12 protein-coding genes and 5 pseudogenes are annotated in these 17176 nt (G+C 75.2%); 7 read left to right on the top strand and 10 right to left on the bottom strand.

The annotated features are described in order from the left end of the window. Positions 1-85 precede the first annotated feature (85 nt). Positions 86-1632 (bottom strand): annotated as a pseudogene (gene hflX, locus BJF88_RS15790) (GTPase HflX). A 128-nt stretch (positions 1633-1760) separates the two neighbouring features. Here hflX and BJF88_RS15795 point away from each other — a divergent pair. After that, a pseudogene (locus BJF88_RS15795) lies at positions 1761-2418 on the top strand (class I SAM-dependent methyltransferase). Positions 2419-2465: 47 nt separating this feature from the next. Here the strand turns inward: BJF88_RS15795 and dapF are convergent. From dapF to BJF88_RS15810, 3 genes are read right to left on the bottom strand one after another with little or no spacing between them, the layout of a single operon-like run. Further along, positions 2466-3515 (bottom strand): diaminopimelate epimerase, encoded by a 1050-nt coding sequence (gene dapF / locus BJF88_RS15800; RefSeq protein ID WP_083649207.1) that lies wholly within the window; start codon positions 3513-3515, stop codon positions 2466-2468. Beyond that, entirely contained in the window at positions 3512-4540 is a 1029-nt protein-coding gene (gene miaA / locus BJF88_RS15805) for a tRNA (adenosine(37)-N6)-dimethylallyltransferase MiaA (RefSeq protein WP_075829490.1), read from the bottom strand. The genes dapF and miaA overlap by 4 nt, the downstream gene beginning before the upstream one ends. A gap of 10 nt (positions 4541-4550) precedes the next feature. Next, a complete protein-coding gene (locus BJF88_RS15810; RefSeq protein ID WP_075829491.1) occupies positions 4551-5036 on the bottom strand; it encodes a hypothetical protein in 486 nt (161 codons plus the stop codon). Between the two features lie 247 nt (positions 5037-5283). On the opposite strand from BJF88_RS15810, the gene BJF88_RS15815 reads away from it, so the two are divergent. After that, on the top strand, positions 5284-5871 hold the full coding sequence (locus BJF88_RS15815) for a YbjN domain-containing protein (RefSeq protein WP_083649208.1): 588 nt from the start codon (positions 5284-5286) through the stop codon (positions 5869-5871). After that, entirely contained in the window at positions 5868-6380 is a 513-nt protein-coding gene (locus BJF88_RS15820) for a YbjN domain-containing protein (RefSeq protein ID WP_075829492.1), read from the top strand. The genes BJF88_RS15815 and BJF88_RS15820 overlap by 4 nt, the downstream gene beginning before the upstream one ends. 41 nt (positions 6381-6421) lie before the next feature. On the opposite strand, the pseudogene miaB reads toward BJF88_RS15820, so the two are convergent. Then, positions 6422-8093: pseudogene (gene miaB / locus BJF88_RS15825) on the bottom strand (tRNA (N6-isopentenyl adenosine(37)-C2)-methylthiotransferase MiaB). A 102-nt stretch (positions 8094-8195) separates the two neighbouring features. On the opposite strand from miaB, the gene BJF88_RS15830 reads away from it, so the two are divergent. From BJF88_RS15830 to BJF88_RS15845, 4 genes and pseudogenes are all read left to right on the top strand, one after another. Beyond that, positions 8196-9020: an amino acid ABC transporter ATP-binding protein gene (locus BJF88_RS15830; RefSeq protein WP_083649209.1), complete on the top strand. Its 825-nt coding sequence runs from the start codon at positions 8196-8198 to the stop codon at positions 9018-9020. A 79-nt stretch (positions 9021-9099) separates the two neighbouring features. Further along, positions 9100-9969, top strand: a complete 870-nt coding sequence (locus BJF88_RS15835) for a glutamate ABC transporter substrate-binding protein (protein ID WP_075829493.1) — start codon at positions 9100-9102, stop codon at positions 9967-9969. Between the two features lie 95 nt (positions 9970-10064). After that, positions 10065-10754 carry an amino acid ABC transporter permease gene (locus BJF88_RS15840; protein ID WP_075829494.1) on the top strand — a complete coding sequence of 230 codons (690 nt, stop codon included), beginning with the start codon at positions 10065-10067 and terminating at the stop codon, positions 10752-10754. Then, positions 10751-11660 (top strand): annotated as a pseudogene (locus BJF88_RS15845) (amino acid ABC transporter permease). The gene BJF88_RS15840 and the pseudogene BJF88_RS15845 overlap by 4 nt, the downstream one beginning before the upstream one ends. Before the next feature lie 28 nt (positions 11661-11688). Here BJF88_RS15845 and BJF88_RS22530 read toward each other — a convergent pair. From BJF88_RS22530 to BJF88_RS15870, 5 genes and pseudogenes are all read right to left on the bottom strand, one after another. Then, positions 11689-12348, bottom strand: coding sequence for a regulatory protein RecX (locus BJF88_RS22530; protein WP_255372104.1), 660 nt, complete (start codon positions 12346-12348; stop codon positions 11689-11691). Continuing rightward, positions 12290-13407 (bottom strand): annotated as a pseudogene (gene recA / locus BJF88_RS15855) (recombinase RecA). The gene BJF88_RS22530 and the pseudogene recA overlap by 59 nt, the downstream one beginning before the upstream one ends. 299 nt (positions 13408-13706) lie before the next feature. Then, positions 13707-14522, bottom strand: a complete 816-nt coding sequence (locus BJF88_RS15860) for an MBL fold metallo-hydrolase (protein WP_369824643.1) — start codon at positions 14520-14522, stop codon at positions 13707-13709. A gap of 8 nt (positions 14523-14530) precedes the next feature. Continuing rightward, a complete protein-coding gene (locus BJF88_RS15865; RefSeq protein WP_075829497.1) occupies positions 14531-16870 on the bottom strand; it encodes an alkaline phosphatase family protein in 2340 nt (779 codons plus the stop codon). 53 nt (positions 16871-16923) lie between these two features. Next, positions 16924-17157 carry a DUF3046 domain-containing protein gene (locus BJF88_RS15870; protein WP_075829498.1) on the bottom strand — a complete coding sequence of 78 codons (234 nt, stop codon included), beginning with the start codon at positions 17155-17157 and terminating at the stop codon, positions 16924-16926. Between the last annotated feature and the right edge of the window lie 19 nt (positions 17158-17176).

A 17176-nucleotide genomic window follows, 5' to 3' on the forward strand; every position in this document is an offset into this window, starting at 1 on the left:
GGTGGTGGCGCGGCCCTGTGGACGGCTCTCGTCGCCGTGCGGGACGCTGCCGTCGGGCGGGACGCGGCGACGCGGTCCCGGCGCCTCAGCCGCGGACGGACGCCCCCGCGAGCTCGGCCGCGAGCGCCTCCGCGACGCGGCCGCGCAGCACCGTGCCGTCGGCCGTGTGCTCCTCGTGGTCGATCTCGCCCTCGGTGTGCACGCGGTGCACGAGGTCGCCCCGGCTGTACGGCACGACGACGTCGATCGCCACGTCGGGGCGCGGCAGCTCGCGGGCGATGAGCGCGCGCAGCTCCTCGACGCCCGCACCGGTGTGCGCGGACACGATGACCGTGCGGCGCTCCCGGCGGCGGATGCGGTCGACCACCTCGGGGTCCGCAACGTCCGCCTTGTTGAGCACGACCACCTCGGGGACGTCCTCGACGCCGGGGATGCCGGCGAGCACGTGCCGCACCGCGGCGATCTGCCCCTCGGGGTCGGGGTGCGACGCGTCGACGACGTGCAGGAGCAGGTCGCGTCGCCGACCTCCTCGAGCGTGGACCGGAACGCCTCGACGAGCTGGTGCGGCAGCGCGCGCACGAAGCCGACGGTGTCGGCGAGCGTGTACACGCGGCCGTCCTCGGTCCGGGTGCGCCGGACGGTCGGGTCCAGCGTCGCGAACAGGGCGTTCTCGACGAGCACCCCGGCCCCGGTGATCGCGTTGAGCAGGCTCGACTTGCCGGCGTTGGTGTAGCCGGCGATCGCGACCGACGGGACGGCGTGCCGGCGTCGCGAGGACCGCTTGGTCTCGCGACCCGGCGCCATGGCGGCGATCTCGCGACGCAGCTTGGCCATCCGGTTGCGGATGCGGCGGCGGTCGAGCTCGATCTTCGTCTCGCCGGGGCCGCGCGAGCCCATGCCCGCGCCGGCGCCGCCGACCTGGCCGCCGGCCTGCCGCGACATCGACTCGCCCCAGCCGCGCAGGCGCGGCAGGAGGTACTCGAGCTGCGCGAGCTCGACCTGCGCCTTGCCCTCCCGGGACTTCGCGTGCTGGGCGAAGATGTCGAGGATCAGTGCCGTGCGGTCGACGACCTTGACCTTGACGATGTCCTCGAGCGCACGCCGCTGGGAGGGCGCCAGCTCGCCGTCGACCACGACCGTGTCGGCACCGCTCGCGGCGACGACGTCGGCCAGCTCCTCGGCCTTGCCCGACCCGAGGTAGGTGCCGGGGTCGGGCTTCGCACGCTTCTGGATGACGCCGTCGAGCACCTGGGACCCGGCGGTCTCGGAGAGGGCGGCGAGCTCGCGCAGCGAGACCTCGGCCTCCTGCGCGGTCCGGGCGGCGCCGTCCTCGCGGGGGTCGGTGCCGGGGCTCCAGAGCCCGACGAGCACGACCTTCTCCAGGCGCAGCTGCCGGTACTCGACCTCCGTGACGTCCTGGAGCTCCGTCGACAGGCCGGCGACGCGCCGCAGCGCGCTGCGCTCCGCGAGGTCGAGCTGCTCGCCGTCGTGCTCGGCGTGGACCGTGCCGCCCTCGGCGCGCGCCGTCCCGGCCCGAGCGAGCACCCGCGCCACGACGTCGCTCGCGAGGTCCCGCGGCACGTCGGCCGGCTCTCCGTGAGCCGTCGTGGTGTTCGCCGGGGTCTGGGTCATGTGCCGCCTTCCGTCGGTTCCGGGCGCGTCCTGCGTCCTGGTGGTGCAACAAGCGTGGCACGGGATTTCGTCCCGGAGCCAGCGCTTTGCGCCGAGCGGGGCGGGCGCGCGCCGTAGGATCACGCCTCGTGAGCGACGAGCCGGAACACTACTTCACCGCGCGGCCCGCCTCGGCGGCGGAGCGCCGCACGCTCGCCGTCCGGCTCGCCGGCCGCGACGTCGAGGTCGAGGTGGCGTCCGGCGTCTTCTCCCCCGGGCGCCTGGACCTCGGCACGCAGGTGCTGCTGCGCACGGTGCCGCCGCTGGGCCCCGTCCTCGACGCCGCGCACGCGACGGGCGCCGGTGCGCACCTGCTCGACCTCGGCTGCGGCTGGGGGCCGGTGGCGCTCACCATGGCGCTCGAGGCGCCCGCGGCGACGGTCTGGGCGGTGGACGTCAACGAGCGCGCGCTCGACCTCGTGCGCCGCAACGCCGAGCGGCTGGGACTGACCGGCGTCCGCGCCGTCACGCCCGACGACGTGCCCGACGACGTCGCCCTCGCCGCGCTGTGGTCGAACCCCCCGATCCGCGTCGGCAAGGACGTGCTCCACGCGATGCTGCTGCGCTGGCTGCCGCGCCTGCGCCCGGGGCGAGCGCGCACCTCGTGGTGCAGCGCAACCTCGGCGCGACTCGCTCCAGCGCTGGCTCGTCGAGCACCTCGCGCCGGCGATGCCGGGCGTGCGCGTCGAGCGCACCGCGAGCGCCAAGGGCTTCCGGGTGCTCGAGGTCGCGGCGCCCACCGTCTGACCGGTCGCCGACCCTGCGCTCGGGCCACCGCGCCGGACGCGCTCGGGCTACCGCGCGGCGGTCGCGGTGCTCGAGCCCGGCTCGGGCGCCGGTGCGGCCGCGGAGGGTCCGTCCGAGGCCGGTGCGCCCGAGGGCGGTGAGGTCTCGTCGGGTGCCTCCCCGACCCGCGCGGGGCCGTCCGGGACCACGAGCGCCGTCAGGTCGACCTCGCCGCTGAAGGTGAGCTCCGCAGGACCGGCGAGCTCCACGTGGTCCCCGGCGAGCGCCCGGACGCGGACGGTCCCTCCCGGCACGTCGACCAGCCAGGTGTCGGGCGCGTCCTGGCCGCCCCACACGCGCACCGCGAGGGCCGCCGCGCACGCCCCGGTGCCGCACGACGGGGTCTCCCCCACGCCGCGCTCGTGGACGCGCATGCGCACGCGCCCGACGACGCTGCCGTCCTCGGCCACGGTCTCGCCGAGGGGGACGACGAGCTCGACGTTGGTGCCGCGGGACGGCACCGGGTCGACGACCGGGGCACCGGTGAGGTCGGCGTCGTCGAGGAGGGCGTCGTGGGCGAGCGCCAGCACGGTGTGCGGGTTCCCGAGGTCCAGGCTCAGGGCCGGCCGCGGGACGTCCCAGCCGCGCACGACGACGGTCGCGTCGTACCCGTCGCGCAGCGCGTCCCGTCCCCCGGGCAGGAACCAGCGGCCCATGTCGACGGCGAACCAGCCGTCGTCCTCCTTGCGGACGCGCTTGACGCCGGCCCGCGTCCCGACGGGCACCTCGGTGCCGCCCGCGAAGCTCACGAGACCGAGCCGCTCCGCGAACGCCGCGAAGACGCGCACCCCGTTGCCGCACATCTCCGCGACGGACCCGTCGGCGTTGCGGTAGTCCATGAACCAGATGGCGTGCGGGTCCTCCGCGAGCACCTCGCGGGACTCGGGCACGAGCGCCGTCGGCACCAGGCGGATCACGCCGTCGCCCCCGACGCCGCCACGCCGGTCCGCGAGCGCCCGGACGAGCTCGGGGGTGAGGTCCAGCTCGCCGGTCGTGTCCGCGAGGAGCACGAAGTCGTTGCGGGTCCCGTGACCCTTGGTGAACCGGGTGCGCGTCATGAGCCCAGCCTACGGCGGACGGGAGCGCCGTCCTCGGCCTCGTACGGGTCCGTCACGGGGGGGCGCAGGGCACCGGTGTCGGCGGCGCGGACGAGCGCGAGCGCGTCCTCGGCGAGCGTCGGCGACTGCGCGTCGAGCCAGTGCACGCGCGGGTCGCGTCCGAACCAGCCCATCTGCTTGCGCGCGAGCCGGCGCGTGTTCGCGGCGACGGCCTCGTGCGCGGCGTCCTCGGTGACCTGCCCGTGCAGGTGCGCGAGCACCTCGGCGTACCCCACGGCGCGACGGGCCGTCCGGCCCATGCCCGCGGCGTCGAGCCGGCGCACCTCGTCGACGAGCCCGCCCGCCCACATGCGCTCGACGCGTCCGGCGACGCGCGCGTCGAGCACGGCCCGGTCGCAGTCGAGGCCGATCTGCAGGGTCGGCCGCACGTACTCCTGGCGCGGCAGGTTCGCGGTGAACGGCTCGCCGGTGAGCTCGATGACCTCGAGCGCCCGCACGACGCGCCGCGCGTTCGCCGGGCCGATGCTCGCCGCGGCCGCCGGGTCGAGCCGGGCCAGCTCGTCGTGCAGCGCGCGCGTGCCCTCGCGCTCCGCGCGGTGCTCGAGCGCGGCGCGCACGGCGGGGTCCGTCCCGGGGAAGCGCATGTCGTCGAGGAGCGCGCGCACGTACAGCCCGGAACCGCCGACGACGACGGCCCGCGCCCCGCGGGCGGCGATCTCGTCGAGCACGCGCCGGGCGTCCTCCTGGAAGCGCGCCACCGAGGCGTCCTGGGCCGGGTCGAGCACGTCGAGGAGGTGGTGCACGACGCCGCGCCGCTCGGCCGCCGGGACCTTCGCCGTGCCCACGTCCATCCCGCGGTAGAGCTGGTACGCGTCGGCGTTGACGACCTCGGCCGGTGCCTGCGCGGTGCCCAGCCGCTCGGCGAGGTCGAGGGCCAGGTCCGACTTGCCCGTCGCGGTCGGGCCCACCACCGCGACGACGACGGCGGTCGCGGCGTCGGGTCCGCGGTCCTGCTCAGCGCTCACGGGCGGAACGCTACCCGGACGGCGGGCGGTGCCCCGCGCCCGCCTCCGCGCCGACGTCCGCCGCGAACCACCCGACCTCGACGGTGCTCGTGCCGTCCGGGCCGGGCCGCACCGCCCGCCCGTGGCGCCAGCCCCGGTCCACGTAGCCCTCGAGCACGGCGGCGAGCGCCGGGCAGCGGGGGTCGTCGGCGACGACGAGCGCACCCCCGCCGTCGCGCAGGCGGCGCCCGAGATCGCGGGACGCGTCCGCCGCGGCGTCGGGGCCGAGCTCGACGACGTCCACCGCGCCGGTGCGCCCGGCCGCGCCGAGCGCGAGGAGCGCGACCGACGCGCCGGTCCCGGCCGTGCGCGCCGCTCCGGCCTCGTCCTGCGCGAGCGCCGCGCGCCACGCGGGCGCCACCCGGACGTCGGCGATCCCGGCCGCGGCGAGCGACGCCCGAGCCGGTCCCGCGGCCGGCACGCCGGTCGCGGCGTGCGACGCCGCGTCCGGTCCCACGCCACGACGGTGACCGCGCCGTCGCCGGCCGCGGTCGCGCGCAGCGCCGCGAGGACCTCCGCGCGCGCCTCGCGCAGGCCCTCGGCGGCGCCCGCCGCGCCGGGCACGAGCAGCGGCGTGGCGGGCAGGACGACGGCGCGCAGGGTCACGGGCCCACGGTAGCGAGACGTGGGCCCGACGAGCGCGGGGCCGTTGGGTCCGCCCGGGCGGCGCGACGCCGCGCACCGGTCGCGAGTACGGTGGGACGGTGAGGTTCTTCGGTGGGCGCGACGACGACCGGCGGGAGGAGGGCCACGGGCGCGACGCGTCGGGCGGCGGGGCCGACGGGGACGAGGCGCTGCGGTCCCAGGTCGAGGAGCTGCTCGAGCGCGAGCTCGGCCAGGTCGTGACGGAGGACCGGCGCGTGCCGACCCCGCTGGCCCTGGACCGCGTCGTCGAGTGGATCACCGACTGCGGGTACAGCTACTTCGTGGACTCCGACGGCGACGTCGGCGGGCTGTGGCACGGACGCCTGTTCTACTTCCTGCTCTTCGGCAAGAGCGACGAGATCCTCCAGGTGCGGGGCCAGTGGAACCGCGACCTCGCGATCGAGCGCCTGGAGGAGGTGCTCGAGTTCTGCAACGAGTGGAACGCGGACCGCATCTGGCCCAAGACGTACACGCGCGTGCGCGACAACGGCATGATCCAGGTGTTCACCGAGATGACGGTCGACCTCGAGCACGGCGTCACGGACGACCAGCTGGACCAGCTCCTGCAGTGCGGCCTCAGCACCGGGTCGATGTTCTTCGACGCGCTCGACGAGTTCTACCCCGACCCGGCGAGGCAGGCACCGTGAGCTCGGCGCGCACCGGCTGGTTCGCCCGCCTCTTCGGCAACCGTCGCCCCAAGCCTCCCGAGCCGGCCGGGAGCCCTCGCGACGTGCCCCGGCCGCTGTCGATGTCGCGGGTCGGCGACCACCTGACGCGGCGCGGCTACCACTTCCGCGTCGACGACGACGGCGACATCACCGGCACCTGGGACGGCCACCGGTTCTGGTTCCTCCTGCTCGGCGAGCGCTCCGAGATCGTGCAGGTCCGCGGGCGCTGGTCCACCACGCTGCCCGTCGAGGCGCGCCTGCCCACCCTCCAGGCCGTCAACGACTGGAACCGCGAGCGCATCTGGCCGAAGGTCTACCTGCGCGAGGAGGCCGGCCGGCTCGCGGTGTACGCGGAGGTGTCGGTCGACTTCGAGCACGGCGCGAGCGACGCGCAGCTCGCGCAGACCGTCTCCTGCGGGCTGGGGACCGCGGTGCAGCTCTTCCACGCGATCGCCGCGCACCTGCCGCCGGGGGTCGTGGAGGACTGACCACCCGCCGCGCGGGCTCAGCGGCGCACGGACGCGCGGGCTCAGCGGCGCACGGACGGCAGACCGAGCACGACCGGACCGGCCGGCGACGCGCCGCCGTGGGAGTGCCCGTGGTCGTCCGCACCGCCGAGCAGCGCCCGCTCGCGCGCGGCCCACGCGTCCCCCGACCGGGTGCGACGCACCGTGAACGGGCCGCCCGCGAGCGCCGAGTCGGCGATGAGGTGGTGCGGCGCGGACCGCGTGACCGCGACGGTCACCACGTCGCCCGGGCGCGGGAGCCGCGCGTCGGGCACGTCCGCGAGCCGTGGGTCGTCCGCGGCGCGTGCGGCGCGGACGCCTCCTCCAGGTCGGGCGCGCCGAGCGCCACGCCCGCGGGCAGGGCGAGGTGCACGAGCCGGTTGTCGGGGGCGCGACCGGTGACGCGGTGGGTCGCGCCGTCCTTCCTGCCGGCGCCCTCGCCGACGAGCACCTCGATCGTGCGACCGACCTGGCGCGCGGACTCCTCGGCGGCGATCCGCTCCTGCAGCGCCTGGAGCCGCTCGAAGCGCTCCTGGACGACCTCCTTGGGCAGCTGTCCCTCCATCGTCGCGGCGGGCGTGCCCGGCCGCGGCGAGTACTGGAACAGGAAGGCGGAGGCGAACCGGGACGCCTCGACGACGCGCAGGGTCTCGGCGAAGTCCTCCTCGGTCTCGCCGGGGAAGCCGACGATCACGTCCGTGGTGATCGCGGCGTCGGGCATCGCGGCGCGCACACGGTCGAGGATGCCGAGGAACCGCTCGGACCGGTACGAACGGCGCATGGCGCGCAGCACGCGGTCGGACCCCGACTGCAGGGGCATGTGCAGCTGCGGCATGACGTTCGGCGTCTGCGCCATCGCGGCGATCACGTCGTCGGTGAACGCGGCCGGGTGCGGCGAGGTGAAGCGCACGCGCTCCAGGCCCTCGACGGTCCCGCACGCGCGCAGCAGCTTGGCGAAGGCCCCGCGGTCGCCGAACTCGACGCCGTAGCTGTTGACGTTCTGGCCGAGCAGCGTGACCTCGATGGCCCCGGCCTCGACGAGCGCCCCCACCTCCGCGAGCACCTCGCCGGGACGGCGGTCGCGCTCCTTGCCCCGCAGGTGCGGCACGATGCAGAACGTGCACGTGTTGTTGCACCCGACGCTGATGGACACCCACCCGGCGTAGACGGACTCGCGCCGGGTCGGCAGCGTGGACGGGAAGACCTGCAGCGACTCCGCGATCTCGACCTGCGCGGCCTCGTTGTGCCGCGCGCGCTCGAGGAGGACCGGGAGCGCGTCGAGGTTGTGCGTGCCGAAGACGACGTCGACCCACGGCGCCTTGTCGACGATCGTGCCGCGGTCCTTCTGCGCGAGGCACCCGCCGACCGCGATCTGCATGCCGGGGCGCTGCGCCTTGACCGACGCGAGCTGGCCGAGGTTGCCGTACAGGCGCGTCGCCGCGTTCTCGCGCACCGCGCAGGTGTTGATGACGACGACGTCCGCACGGTTCGCCGCCTCGTCCTCCGCGCTCGCGCGCGTGTAGCCGGCCTGCTCGAGCATGCCGGCCATGTGCTCGGAGTCGTGGACGTTCATCTGGCAGCCGAGCGTGCGCACGACGTAGGTGCGGGCCTCGCCGTCGGCGCCGGCGCGGTCGGCACGACGGCGCCGGGGGCGGGGGCGGCTGCTGGCGCTGGTGCGGGGGCGATCGTGGACATCACCGTCCAGGGTACGGCGCGCCCGCGCGTGTTACGGAACTGTTGCCCGACTGTTGCCCGATCGGGTGGCACGCCGCAACACACTGGTCTTATGGTCCAGGGATGGCCGACGAGACCCCATCGCCGTCCGACGCGCGCGGGAGCGCGCAGGACGCCCACCCCGACGCGTCCGCGAGCTCCCCCGACCTCGGAGAACCCCTCGTCGAGCTGCACGGCGTGAACAAGCACTTCGGCGACCTGCACGTGCTGCGCGACATCGACCTCACGGTGCGCCGCGGCGAGGTCCTCGTGGTGATCGGCCCCTCGGGGTCCGGGAAGTCGACGCTGTGCCGCGCGATCAACCGCCTCGAGACGATCGACGCGGGCGAGATCCGGATCGACGGACAGCCGCTGCCCGAGGAGGGCAAGGCGCTGGCGCGGCTGCGGGCCGACGTCGGCATGGTCTTCCAGGCGTTCAACCTCTTCGCCCACAAGACGATCCTCGACAACGTGACCCTCGGGCCGGTCAAGGTGCGCCGGGAGAAGTCGAAGGACGCGAAGGAGCGCGCGCTCGCGCTGCTCGACCGGGTCGGCGTGAAGAACCAGGCGGAGAAGATGCCGGCGCAGCTCTCGGGCGGGCAGCAGCAGCGCGTCGCCATCGCCCGCGCGCTCGCGATGCGCCCGAAGGTCATGCTGTTCGACGAGCCGACCTCGGCGCTCGACCCGGAGATGATCAACGAGGTCCTCGACGTCATGGTCGCCCTCGCCCGCGAGGGCATGACGATGATCGTCGTCACGCACGAGATGGGGTTCGCGCGCAAGGCCGGGAACCGCGTCGTGTTCATGAGCGACGGGCAGATCGTCGAGGAGGCCCACCCGGAGGAGTTCTTCACGGCGCCGCGCAGCGAGCGCGCCAAGGACTTCCTGTCCAAGATCCTCACCCACTGACGTCCTCCAGCCCCCACCCCCGGGCGCCGTCCCCGAGCACTCCTCGGCAGGCGACCACCTCTCACGAAGGGTACGAACGATGCGCACACGACACGCAGGTGCCGCCGTCCTGGCCGCGCTGACGGCTCTCACACTCGCCGCGTGCGGCGACAGCAGCGAGATCGGGGCGGACAGCACGACGACCGACCCCGAGCAGGCCGACACCAACGACGCGGGGGACACCATCCGCATCGGCATCAAGTACGACCAGCCCGGTCTCGGGTACCAGGACGGCAGCGAGTACACCGGCTTCGACGTCGACGTCGCGACCTACGTCGCCGAGCAGCTCGGGTACTCCGAGGACCAGATCGAGTGGGTCGAGGCACCGTCCGCGCAGCGCGAGACGATGCTCCAGACCAACCAGGTCGACATGATCTTCGCGACGTACTCGATCACCGACGAGCGCAAGGAGTCCGTGGCCTTCGCGGGTCCGTACTTCGTCGCCGGCCAGGACCTGCTCGTCGCCGAGGACAACACCGACATCACCGGCCCCGAGTCGCTCGAGGGCAAGAACCTGTGCTCCGTCACGGGATCGACGTCCGCGCAGCGCATCAAGGACGAGTACGCCGCGGGCGTGCAGCTCCTCGAGCGGCCGGGCTACGCCGAGTGCGTCACCGCCCTCACCGCCGGCCAGGTGGACGCGGTGACGACCGACGACATCATCCTCGCCGGCCTCGCCGCCCAGCCCGCGAACCAGGGCCAGGTCAAGGTCGTCGGCGCGCCGTTCTCCACGGAGCGGTACGGCGTGGGCCTGCCGCAGGACAACGACGTCTGCGAGGACGTCAACGCCGCGATCGAGCAGATGATCGAGGACGGCTCCTGGGAGGAGTTCGTGACGGCCAACACCGAGGGCACCGGGTACACGCCGAACGCGAGCGAGAACCCGCCGTCGGTCGACGCCTGCGCCTGACCGACGCCCCGAGGGGAGCGGCGCACCGCGCCGCTCCCCTCGCCTGCCCGTCGCGGCCGCTGCCGCTGCACGCCGCCCGGAGGAAGAGATGAACCGTGGGTGACTACCTGTCCCAGATCGCCGAGCTCTTCAGCCAGTACGACATCGTCGGCGCGTTCTGGGTCAACATCCAGCTGACGTTCTGGGCCGCGATCCTCTCGCTCGTCCTCGGCACCGTGCTCGCGCTCATGCGGATCTCGCCCATCGTGAGCCTGCAGTGGGCCGGCGCCGCGTACGTCAACGTGCTCCGCAACACGCCGCTGACGATCATCATGACGTTCATGGTCCTCGGCATCTGGACCCAGCTGCAGATCAGCCTCGCGCAGGACTTCGCGACGAACTTCTTCCGGTTCGCGGTCGTGGGCCTCACGATCTACCACGCGGCGTTCGTGTGCGAGGCGATCCGCTCGGGCGTGAACACGGTCCCGCTCGGCCAGGCCGAGGCGGCGCGCGCGATCGGGCTGCCGTTCCTCCCGGCCGCCCGCCTGATCATCCTCCCCCAGGCGTTCCGCGGAGCGATCGCGCCCCTGGGCAACACGCTCATCGCCCTGCTGAAGAACTCGACCGTCGCCGTCGCCGCGAGCGTCTCGACCGAGACCGCGACCCTGATGCGGGAGATGATCGAGAACAACTCGAGCGTGATCTTCGGCATCTTCTTCATCTTCGCGATCGGGTTCGTCATCCTCGTCATCCCGATCGGCCTGCTCACGACGTCCCTCTCGACCCGACTGGCGGTGCGCCGATGAGCTCCCAGCAGTCCGTCCTCTTCGAGCCCCTGGGCCGCGCGCGCGGCGCAACATCGCGATCGGCAACGTCGTCGGCGCGCTCGTCGTCCTGGGCATCGCGGCGCTCGTCCTCCTGGAGCTGGAGCGCAAGGGGCAGCTCTCCTGGGACCTGTGGGGCCCGGTGTTCACCGCGAACGCCTGGGAGAACTACTACCTGCCCGGTCTGCGGAACACGCTGCGCGCCGCCGGCTTCGCGATCGTGGGGGCGATCGCGTTCGGTCTGCTCTTCGGCTCCGGGCGGCTGTCCCACCTGCGCGTGCTGCGGTGGCTGTCCGGCGTCGTCGTCGAGTTCTTCCGCGCCGTGCCGGTGCTGCTCCTCATGATCTTCTTCTGGCTGCTCTTCGGCTTCGCGACGTGCCCAACCCGTCGTTCCTCGCCGTCGTGCTGGCACTCGTCCTCTACAACGGGTCGGTCATCGCCGAGCTCGTGCGCTCGGGCGTCGGCAACCTGCCCCGCGGCCAGAGCGAGGCCGGGCTGGCGGTCGGGCTCACGCGCGGTCAGACCCTGCGCTCCATCCAGCTCCCGCAGGCACTCATCGCGATGCTGCCCGCGCTCGTCTCGCAGCTCGTCGTCGTCCTCAAGGACACGGCGCTGGGGCAGATCATCGTGTACTCCGAGCTGCTGCGGGCCGCGCAGATCTTCGGCAACGGCAACGGCAACAACCTGCAGTCGCTCACGGTGGCCGCGGTCGTGTTCATCGTCATCAACTTCGCGCTGACCAGCCTGGCGCAGTGGCTCTCGCGGTTCCTCAAGGGCCGCACGGCCGGGGCCACGGCCGCGGGGCCCGGAGAGGGCAACCCGACGGTCCCCGCCGAGGGCGGGCAGGTGGTCACGGCCGCGGGCGAGGCCGACGGCCGGGGTCGCTAGCGCCGGGACGGCCGACGCCGACGGACCGTCACCACGGCCCGTCGGCTCCGCCGTCGCCGCCCTCCTCGCGGTCGAGCTCGCGCTGCACGACCTCGAACGCGAGCGACGGCGAGTAGCCCTTGCGGGCGAGCGCGCCCACGGCGCGGCGGATCCGCACGTCCCGGTCGAGCCCGGCGGTGCGGCGCAGGCGTGCCCGCGCCAGCTCGTGCGCCGCCTCGGCCTCGGAGTCGTCGTCGACCTGCCCGAGCGCGGCGGCGGCCGTCTCGTCGTCCAGGCCCCGTCGGCGCAGCTCCGTCGCGATCGCGCGCCGGGAGAGACCGCGCTCGCCGTGCCGCGTCCGCACGAGCATCTCGGCGTAGGACGCGTCGTCGACCAGGCCGACGTCCTCGAACCGGTCGAGGAGCGGCTCGACCACCCGCTCGGGGTAGCCCTTGCGGCCGAGCGACTGCGCGAGCTCGGCACGGCTCTTCGGCGCCGCGGTGAGCGTGCGCAGCAGCGTCTCCCGGGCGCGCTCCGCGAGCTCGCGTCCGAGATCTCGCCGCTCTCGACGAGCTCGTGCAGGGACGGGCGCGGGCGCCGGCCGGGGGACGTGCCCCCCGCCCGGCGCCCGCGTGGCTGGCCGTCGCTCGTCAGAACGGCGACTTCTTCCCCCTCGCCGCCGCGGCGGCAGGTGCCTTCGCTGCGGCAGGGACGGCCGCGGTGTCGGCCGGTGCCGTCGCGTCCGCGGCCGGCGCGGCCGGCGCGTCGACCTTGGCCCCGACGCCGAGCTTCTCCTTGATGCGCTTCTCGAGCTCGTTCGCAAGGTCCGGGTTGTCGCGCAGGAACCCGCGCGCGTTCTCCTTGCCCTGGCCGAGCTGGTCGCCGTCGTAGGTGAACCACGAGCCGGACTTGCGCACGAACCCGTGCTCCACGCCCATGTCGATGAGGCCACCCTCGCGCGAGATGCCCACGCCGTAGAGGATGTCGAACTCGGCCTGCTTGAACGGCGGGGCCATCTTGTTCTTGACGACCTTGACGCGGGTGCGGTTGCGACCGGCTCGGTGCCCTCCTTGAGGGTCTCGATGCGGCGGATGTCGAGCCGGACGGAGGCGTAGAACTTCAGCGCCTTGCCACCCGTCGTGGTCTCCGGCGAGCCGAAGAAGACGCCGATCTTCTCGCGGAGCTGGTTGATGAAGATCGCCGTGGTCCCCGACGCGCTGAGCGCACCGGTGATCTTGCGCAGCGCCTGCGACATGAGGCGCGCCTGGAGGCCGACGTGGCTGTCGCCCATCTCGCCCTCGATCTCGGCCTTGGGCACGAGCGCCGCGACGGAGTCGATGACGATGATGTCGAGCGCGCCGGAGCGGATGAGCATGTCCGCGATCTCGAGCGCCTGCTCCCCCGTGTCCGGCTGGGACACGAGCAGCGCGTCGGTGTCGACGCCGAGCTTCTTCGCGTACTCCGGGTCGAGCGCGTGCTCAGCGTCGACGAACGCGGCGATGCCGCCCGCGCGCTGCGCGCTCGCGACGGCGTGCAGCGCGACCGTCGTCTTGCCGGACGACTCGGGGCCGTACACCTCGACGACGCGGCCGCGCGGGAGGCCGCCGATGCCGAGCGCCACGTCGAGCGCGATGGAGCCGGTGGGGATCACGTCGACGGGCGCGCGACCCTCGTCGCCGAGCCGCATCACGGAGTTCTTGCCGAAGCTCCGGTCGATCTGGGCGAGAGCCGCCTCGAGCGCCTTCTCGCGGTCTGCGGGTGCAGGCATGTCGGTCACCTTCGTGGACGGGGCACCCGGTGGTGGCCGGACGCCGTGCTTCGGTCGCCGGGGCCGCTCGGCCCGGCGGGTTCAGGTCTGTCGTTCGTCGTGCCCGACGCTACGGGCAGCCACCGACACGCGCCGCGGGCGGCCCGCGGACCTGTGGACCGACGCCGTCGGGCCCGGAGGCGGGACGCGGCGGCGGCACCTGTGCACAACTCTAGCCGAACACCTGTTCGACACCCGTGCGCGGGTCGGCGTGTCGTCGCGACCGCCGCGGCGCCGCGCACCCCGGCGTCACCGAGGCCTCACGCCGTCGACCACGACTCCCCCGGACGCAGGACGACGACACGCGTGCCCGGGGCGTGCCGCTGCGCCGCGGCCTCGAAGGCCGCGCCCGCGTGGTCCATCCAGCCGCGCGGCACGTGCCGACCGCCCGGCGCGTGCAGCGTCCCCCAGTGCACGGGGACGGCCACGCGCACGCCCACCTCCGCGCACACGCGCGCGGCCTGCATCGGGCCGAGGTGGCCGGCCGAGAGACGCGGCCCCCAGCCGCCGACGGGCACGAGCGCGACGTCGACCGGGCCGTCGGCGAGCCGCGGCAGGTGCACCATCCCCGGGTAGTGCTCCGTGTCGCCCACGACCCAGACCCGGGTGCCGACGTCGGACCCCCCGGCCGCACCGACGCGCACGAGGTGACCGTTCGCCGCGTTCGGCCGGTGCGGCATCGGCCGGTGCCCGTGCACCGCGTGCACCAGCCGCACCTCGGCCACGGGGGCGCCCGTGCCGTCCGCACCGCCGTCCACCGCGGCGTCGCCGCCCACCGGGTACCACGCGTCGCCGAGCCCGACCCCGCGCAGCCCCTTCGTGCGCAGCCACCGCGCGTTGGCGGGCGCCGTGAGGACGGGCACCTGCGGCAGGAGCCGCAGGGACCCGAGCTCGGCGTGGTCGTGGTGCAGGTGGGAGAGCAGGACGGCGTCCGCGTCGCGCCACGCCGGCGCGGGGCGCTCGCCCCGCCGGCGCAGCAGCCCGGCGTGGCGCTGCAGGAGCGGGTCGGTCACGAGTCGCACACGCGGCCCGCCCTCGACGTCGAGGACCACCGTCGAGTGCCCGAGCCAGGTCACGCGCAGCCTCACCGTCCCGTCTCCCCCGGCGGCTCGGTCGCCACGGCCTCGCCCGGCCGGGCGTCCCCGTCCGGCCGGTCCTGCGCGGTCGCCGCCGCGCCGTCCGGTAATCCCGGAGCGCGGACCCCCAGGTCCTCGAGCCACGCGACGAGCCGGCGGTGCACCGCCTCGGCGCCCACGAGCACGGGCTCCCCGTCGACGTCCTCGAGCTCGTCGTCCGGGACGTGCAGGCGGGCGGGGTGCACGAGCACCGCCGCGTTCTGCGCCCCGCCGAGGCCGCCGTGCGAACCGACCAGGCCCTCGAACGCGTGGACCATGCCGACGTCGTCGACGCGCGAGAGGAGGACGAGGTCGCCGGCGTCGGCGAGCCGCGCGACGCGCAGCAGGTCCGGCGCCGCCCGCACGCCGTAGGGCGCGAGCGGGTCGTCCCCGTCGACCTCGCCCGTGACGAGGTCGCGGGTCCCGCCGGGTCCGTGCGCCACCACGGTCCCGGCCGGGCGTGCCGCGGGCCGCTCGTGGACGACGACGACCCCGACCGCCGGGTTCGCCAGCAGGCCGTCCAGGAGGGCGGGCCAGCGGTCGCGGACCTCGTCCCCGGTCAGCCGGCGGGCCTCGCGCGGGAACCACACCATGCCGAGGTTCCCCGACCCCACGACGGCCACCTCGGGCAGCTCGTCGTGCGCCCTGGCCGCGCGGGGCTCGCGCTCCGTCCGGTCCGGGCCGACCATCATCCGGCCCGCGTCGTCCGGGCCACGGGCGGGGCCGCGCAACGCGTGCAGCGCCGCGTTCGCGGGGCCCCACTCCTCCGTGTCCGGCGCCGCGGGCCGACGACGTCCGGCGGGTCGCGCCCGCCCGGCCGCGCCCGGCACGGGCGGCCCGCCCGCCCCGGGCCGCACCGCACCGTCCGCGTCACGACGCTCGTCCGGCCCGGCGGCGCCCGGCGCCATGAGGCGGCGCACCTCCGCGAGGAACGTGCGCCCGACGACCTGCTCGAAGGTCGCGCCGAGCGACTGCCCGTGGTCGGAGAGCACGACCACCTCGTAGCGGCGCGGCGCGACGGCGGCCACCTGCTCCCACAGCCCGACGACGCGGTCGAGGCCCTCGAGGGCGCGCAACGACTCCGGGCGCAGCGGCCCGGCGTGGTGGGCGATCTCGTCGTAGTCGACGAGGTCGACGCACACGACCGGGGCGCCGCGCACGAGCTGCTCGGCGACGAGCGTCGTGCTGAGGTCGCGCAGCACGACGTTCGTCCCGGCGCGCAGGACCGGGTACCAGCCGAGCCGCGGCACGCGCGGGCGCACGCCGCGCACCGCCTGCTGCCAGCCCTGGTACAGCTCCTTGACGAGCTCGCCCGTCGCGCCGACGACCGCGCGGACGAGCACGAACGGCCCCGCGAAGAAGCGGACGAACGGCTGTCCCGGGCCGAGTCCCGCGGACGCGCGGCTCATCACCAGCAGGGTCGTCGTCGCGTCGCCGGAGAACATCGTCGAGACCGCGGCCCCGCCGCCGGCGAGCAGGCCCGCGCCGTCGCCCGACCGCGCCTCGACCGCGGCGGCGTCCGCGGGCCGGTTCGTCACGACGAGCCGCCCGAGCTCGCGCGACCACCACCGGAACGCCGGCACGTGCTCCGTCGTCCCGTGCAGGATCCCGACCGTGCTCGCGGGCGTCGTCGCCGGGACCCGTGCCCACCACGTCGCGAGCCGGTGGCTGCCGCTGCCGAGCCAGCGCGCGAGCGTCGGCACGAGCCCCGCCTGCAGGGCGTAGTCCAGCGTGGGGCGCGCGACGCCGTCGAGCACCACCACGAGCATCCCCGCCGGCCGCCCGTCGGGACCGGGCGTCCCGCCGCCCGTGCCCGTCCCGGACGGGTCCGCGGGGACCGGGACCGCGTGCGGCCCGCCGGCCTGGCGCCGAGCGCGGCGCAGCAGGTCGCCCAGCACGTACTCGTTGTCGCTCGCGCCGACCGCCCACCGCCCGAGCGCCATCACGACTCCCGCGACGACGAGGACCGCGAGCACCGTCGCCCAGGACGACGTGCGCAGGCCGGGCAGGTAGGTCAGCGCGGCCCCCGCGACGAGCACCTGCGCCGCGACGCCGGACACGAGAGCGCCGACGACCCCCAGGCGTGCCGCCACCCGGCGCAGGAGCGGGCGCAGGACGACGTCGCCGACCCCCACCGCGAGCGCCGCGAGCAGGAGCGCCGCGAAGGCCGTGACCTCCGCGCCGGGCACGACCCACGCCGCGATCCCGAGCCCGGCCGCGGTGGACACGAGCGACCACAGGGCGCCGCGCACGTCCGCCGCGGTCACGACCGGGACCGTCCGCCCGGTCGCGCGTCGTGCGTCGGTCATGGCCCCATGATGCGCGACGCACGGCCCCGGTGCGCGGGACCGCCGCGCACGCCTCAGCGGGCGGGCGGGGCCTGCCGGTGCTCGTCGCGCCCCCAGCGCTGCGCGTCGGGGACGTCGAGCGCGTCGCACAGGGCGTGCCACACGACGCGCGGCTCGACGCCGTCGTCGATCGCCCGGGCGGCCGTGCGGTCGCCCAGCTCCGTGAGCACCTGGTCGCGCGCGAGCGTGCGCCCGTAGGCGTCGCCGAAGACCTCGTCGACCAGCTCCCAGAACTCGCGGTAGCGCACGGCACCAGCCTGCCACGTG

It is taken from the genome of Cellulosimicrobium sp. CUA-896 (assembly GCF_001942335.1).
Lineage (GTDB): Bacteria > Actinomycetota > Actinomycetes > Actinomycetales > Cellulomonadaceae > Cellulosimicrobium.

What these genes read in the sequence shown, in the direction of transcription:
- dapF (WP_083649207.1), bottom strand. Translation starts at nt 3,515, where the DNA reads ATGACGCGCACCCGGTTCACCAAGGGTCACGGGACCCGCAACGACTTC.
- BJF88_RS15830 (WP_083649209.1), top strand. Translation starts at nt 8,196, where the DNA reads ATGGCCGACGAGACCCCATCGCCGTCCGACGCGCGCGGGAGCGCGCAG.
- BJF88_RS15835 (WP_075829493.1), top strand. Translation starts at nt 9,100, where the DNA reads ATGCGCACACGACACGCAGGTGCCGCCGTCCTGGCCGCGCTGACGGCT.
- BJF88_RS15865 (WP_075829497.1), bottom strand. Translation starts at nt 16,870, where the DNA reads ATGACCGACGCACGACGCGCGACCGGGCGGACGGTCCCGGTCGTGACC.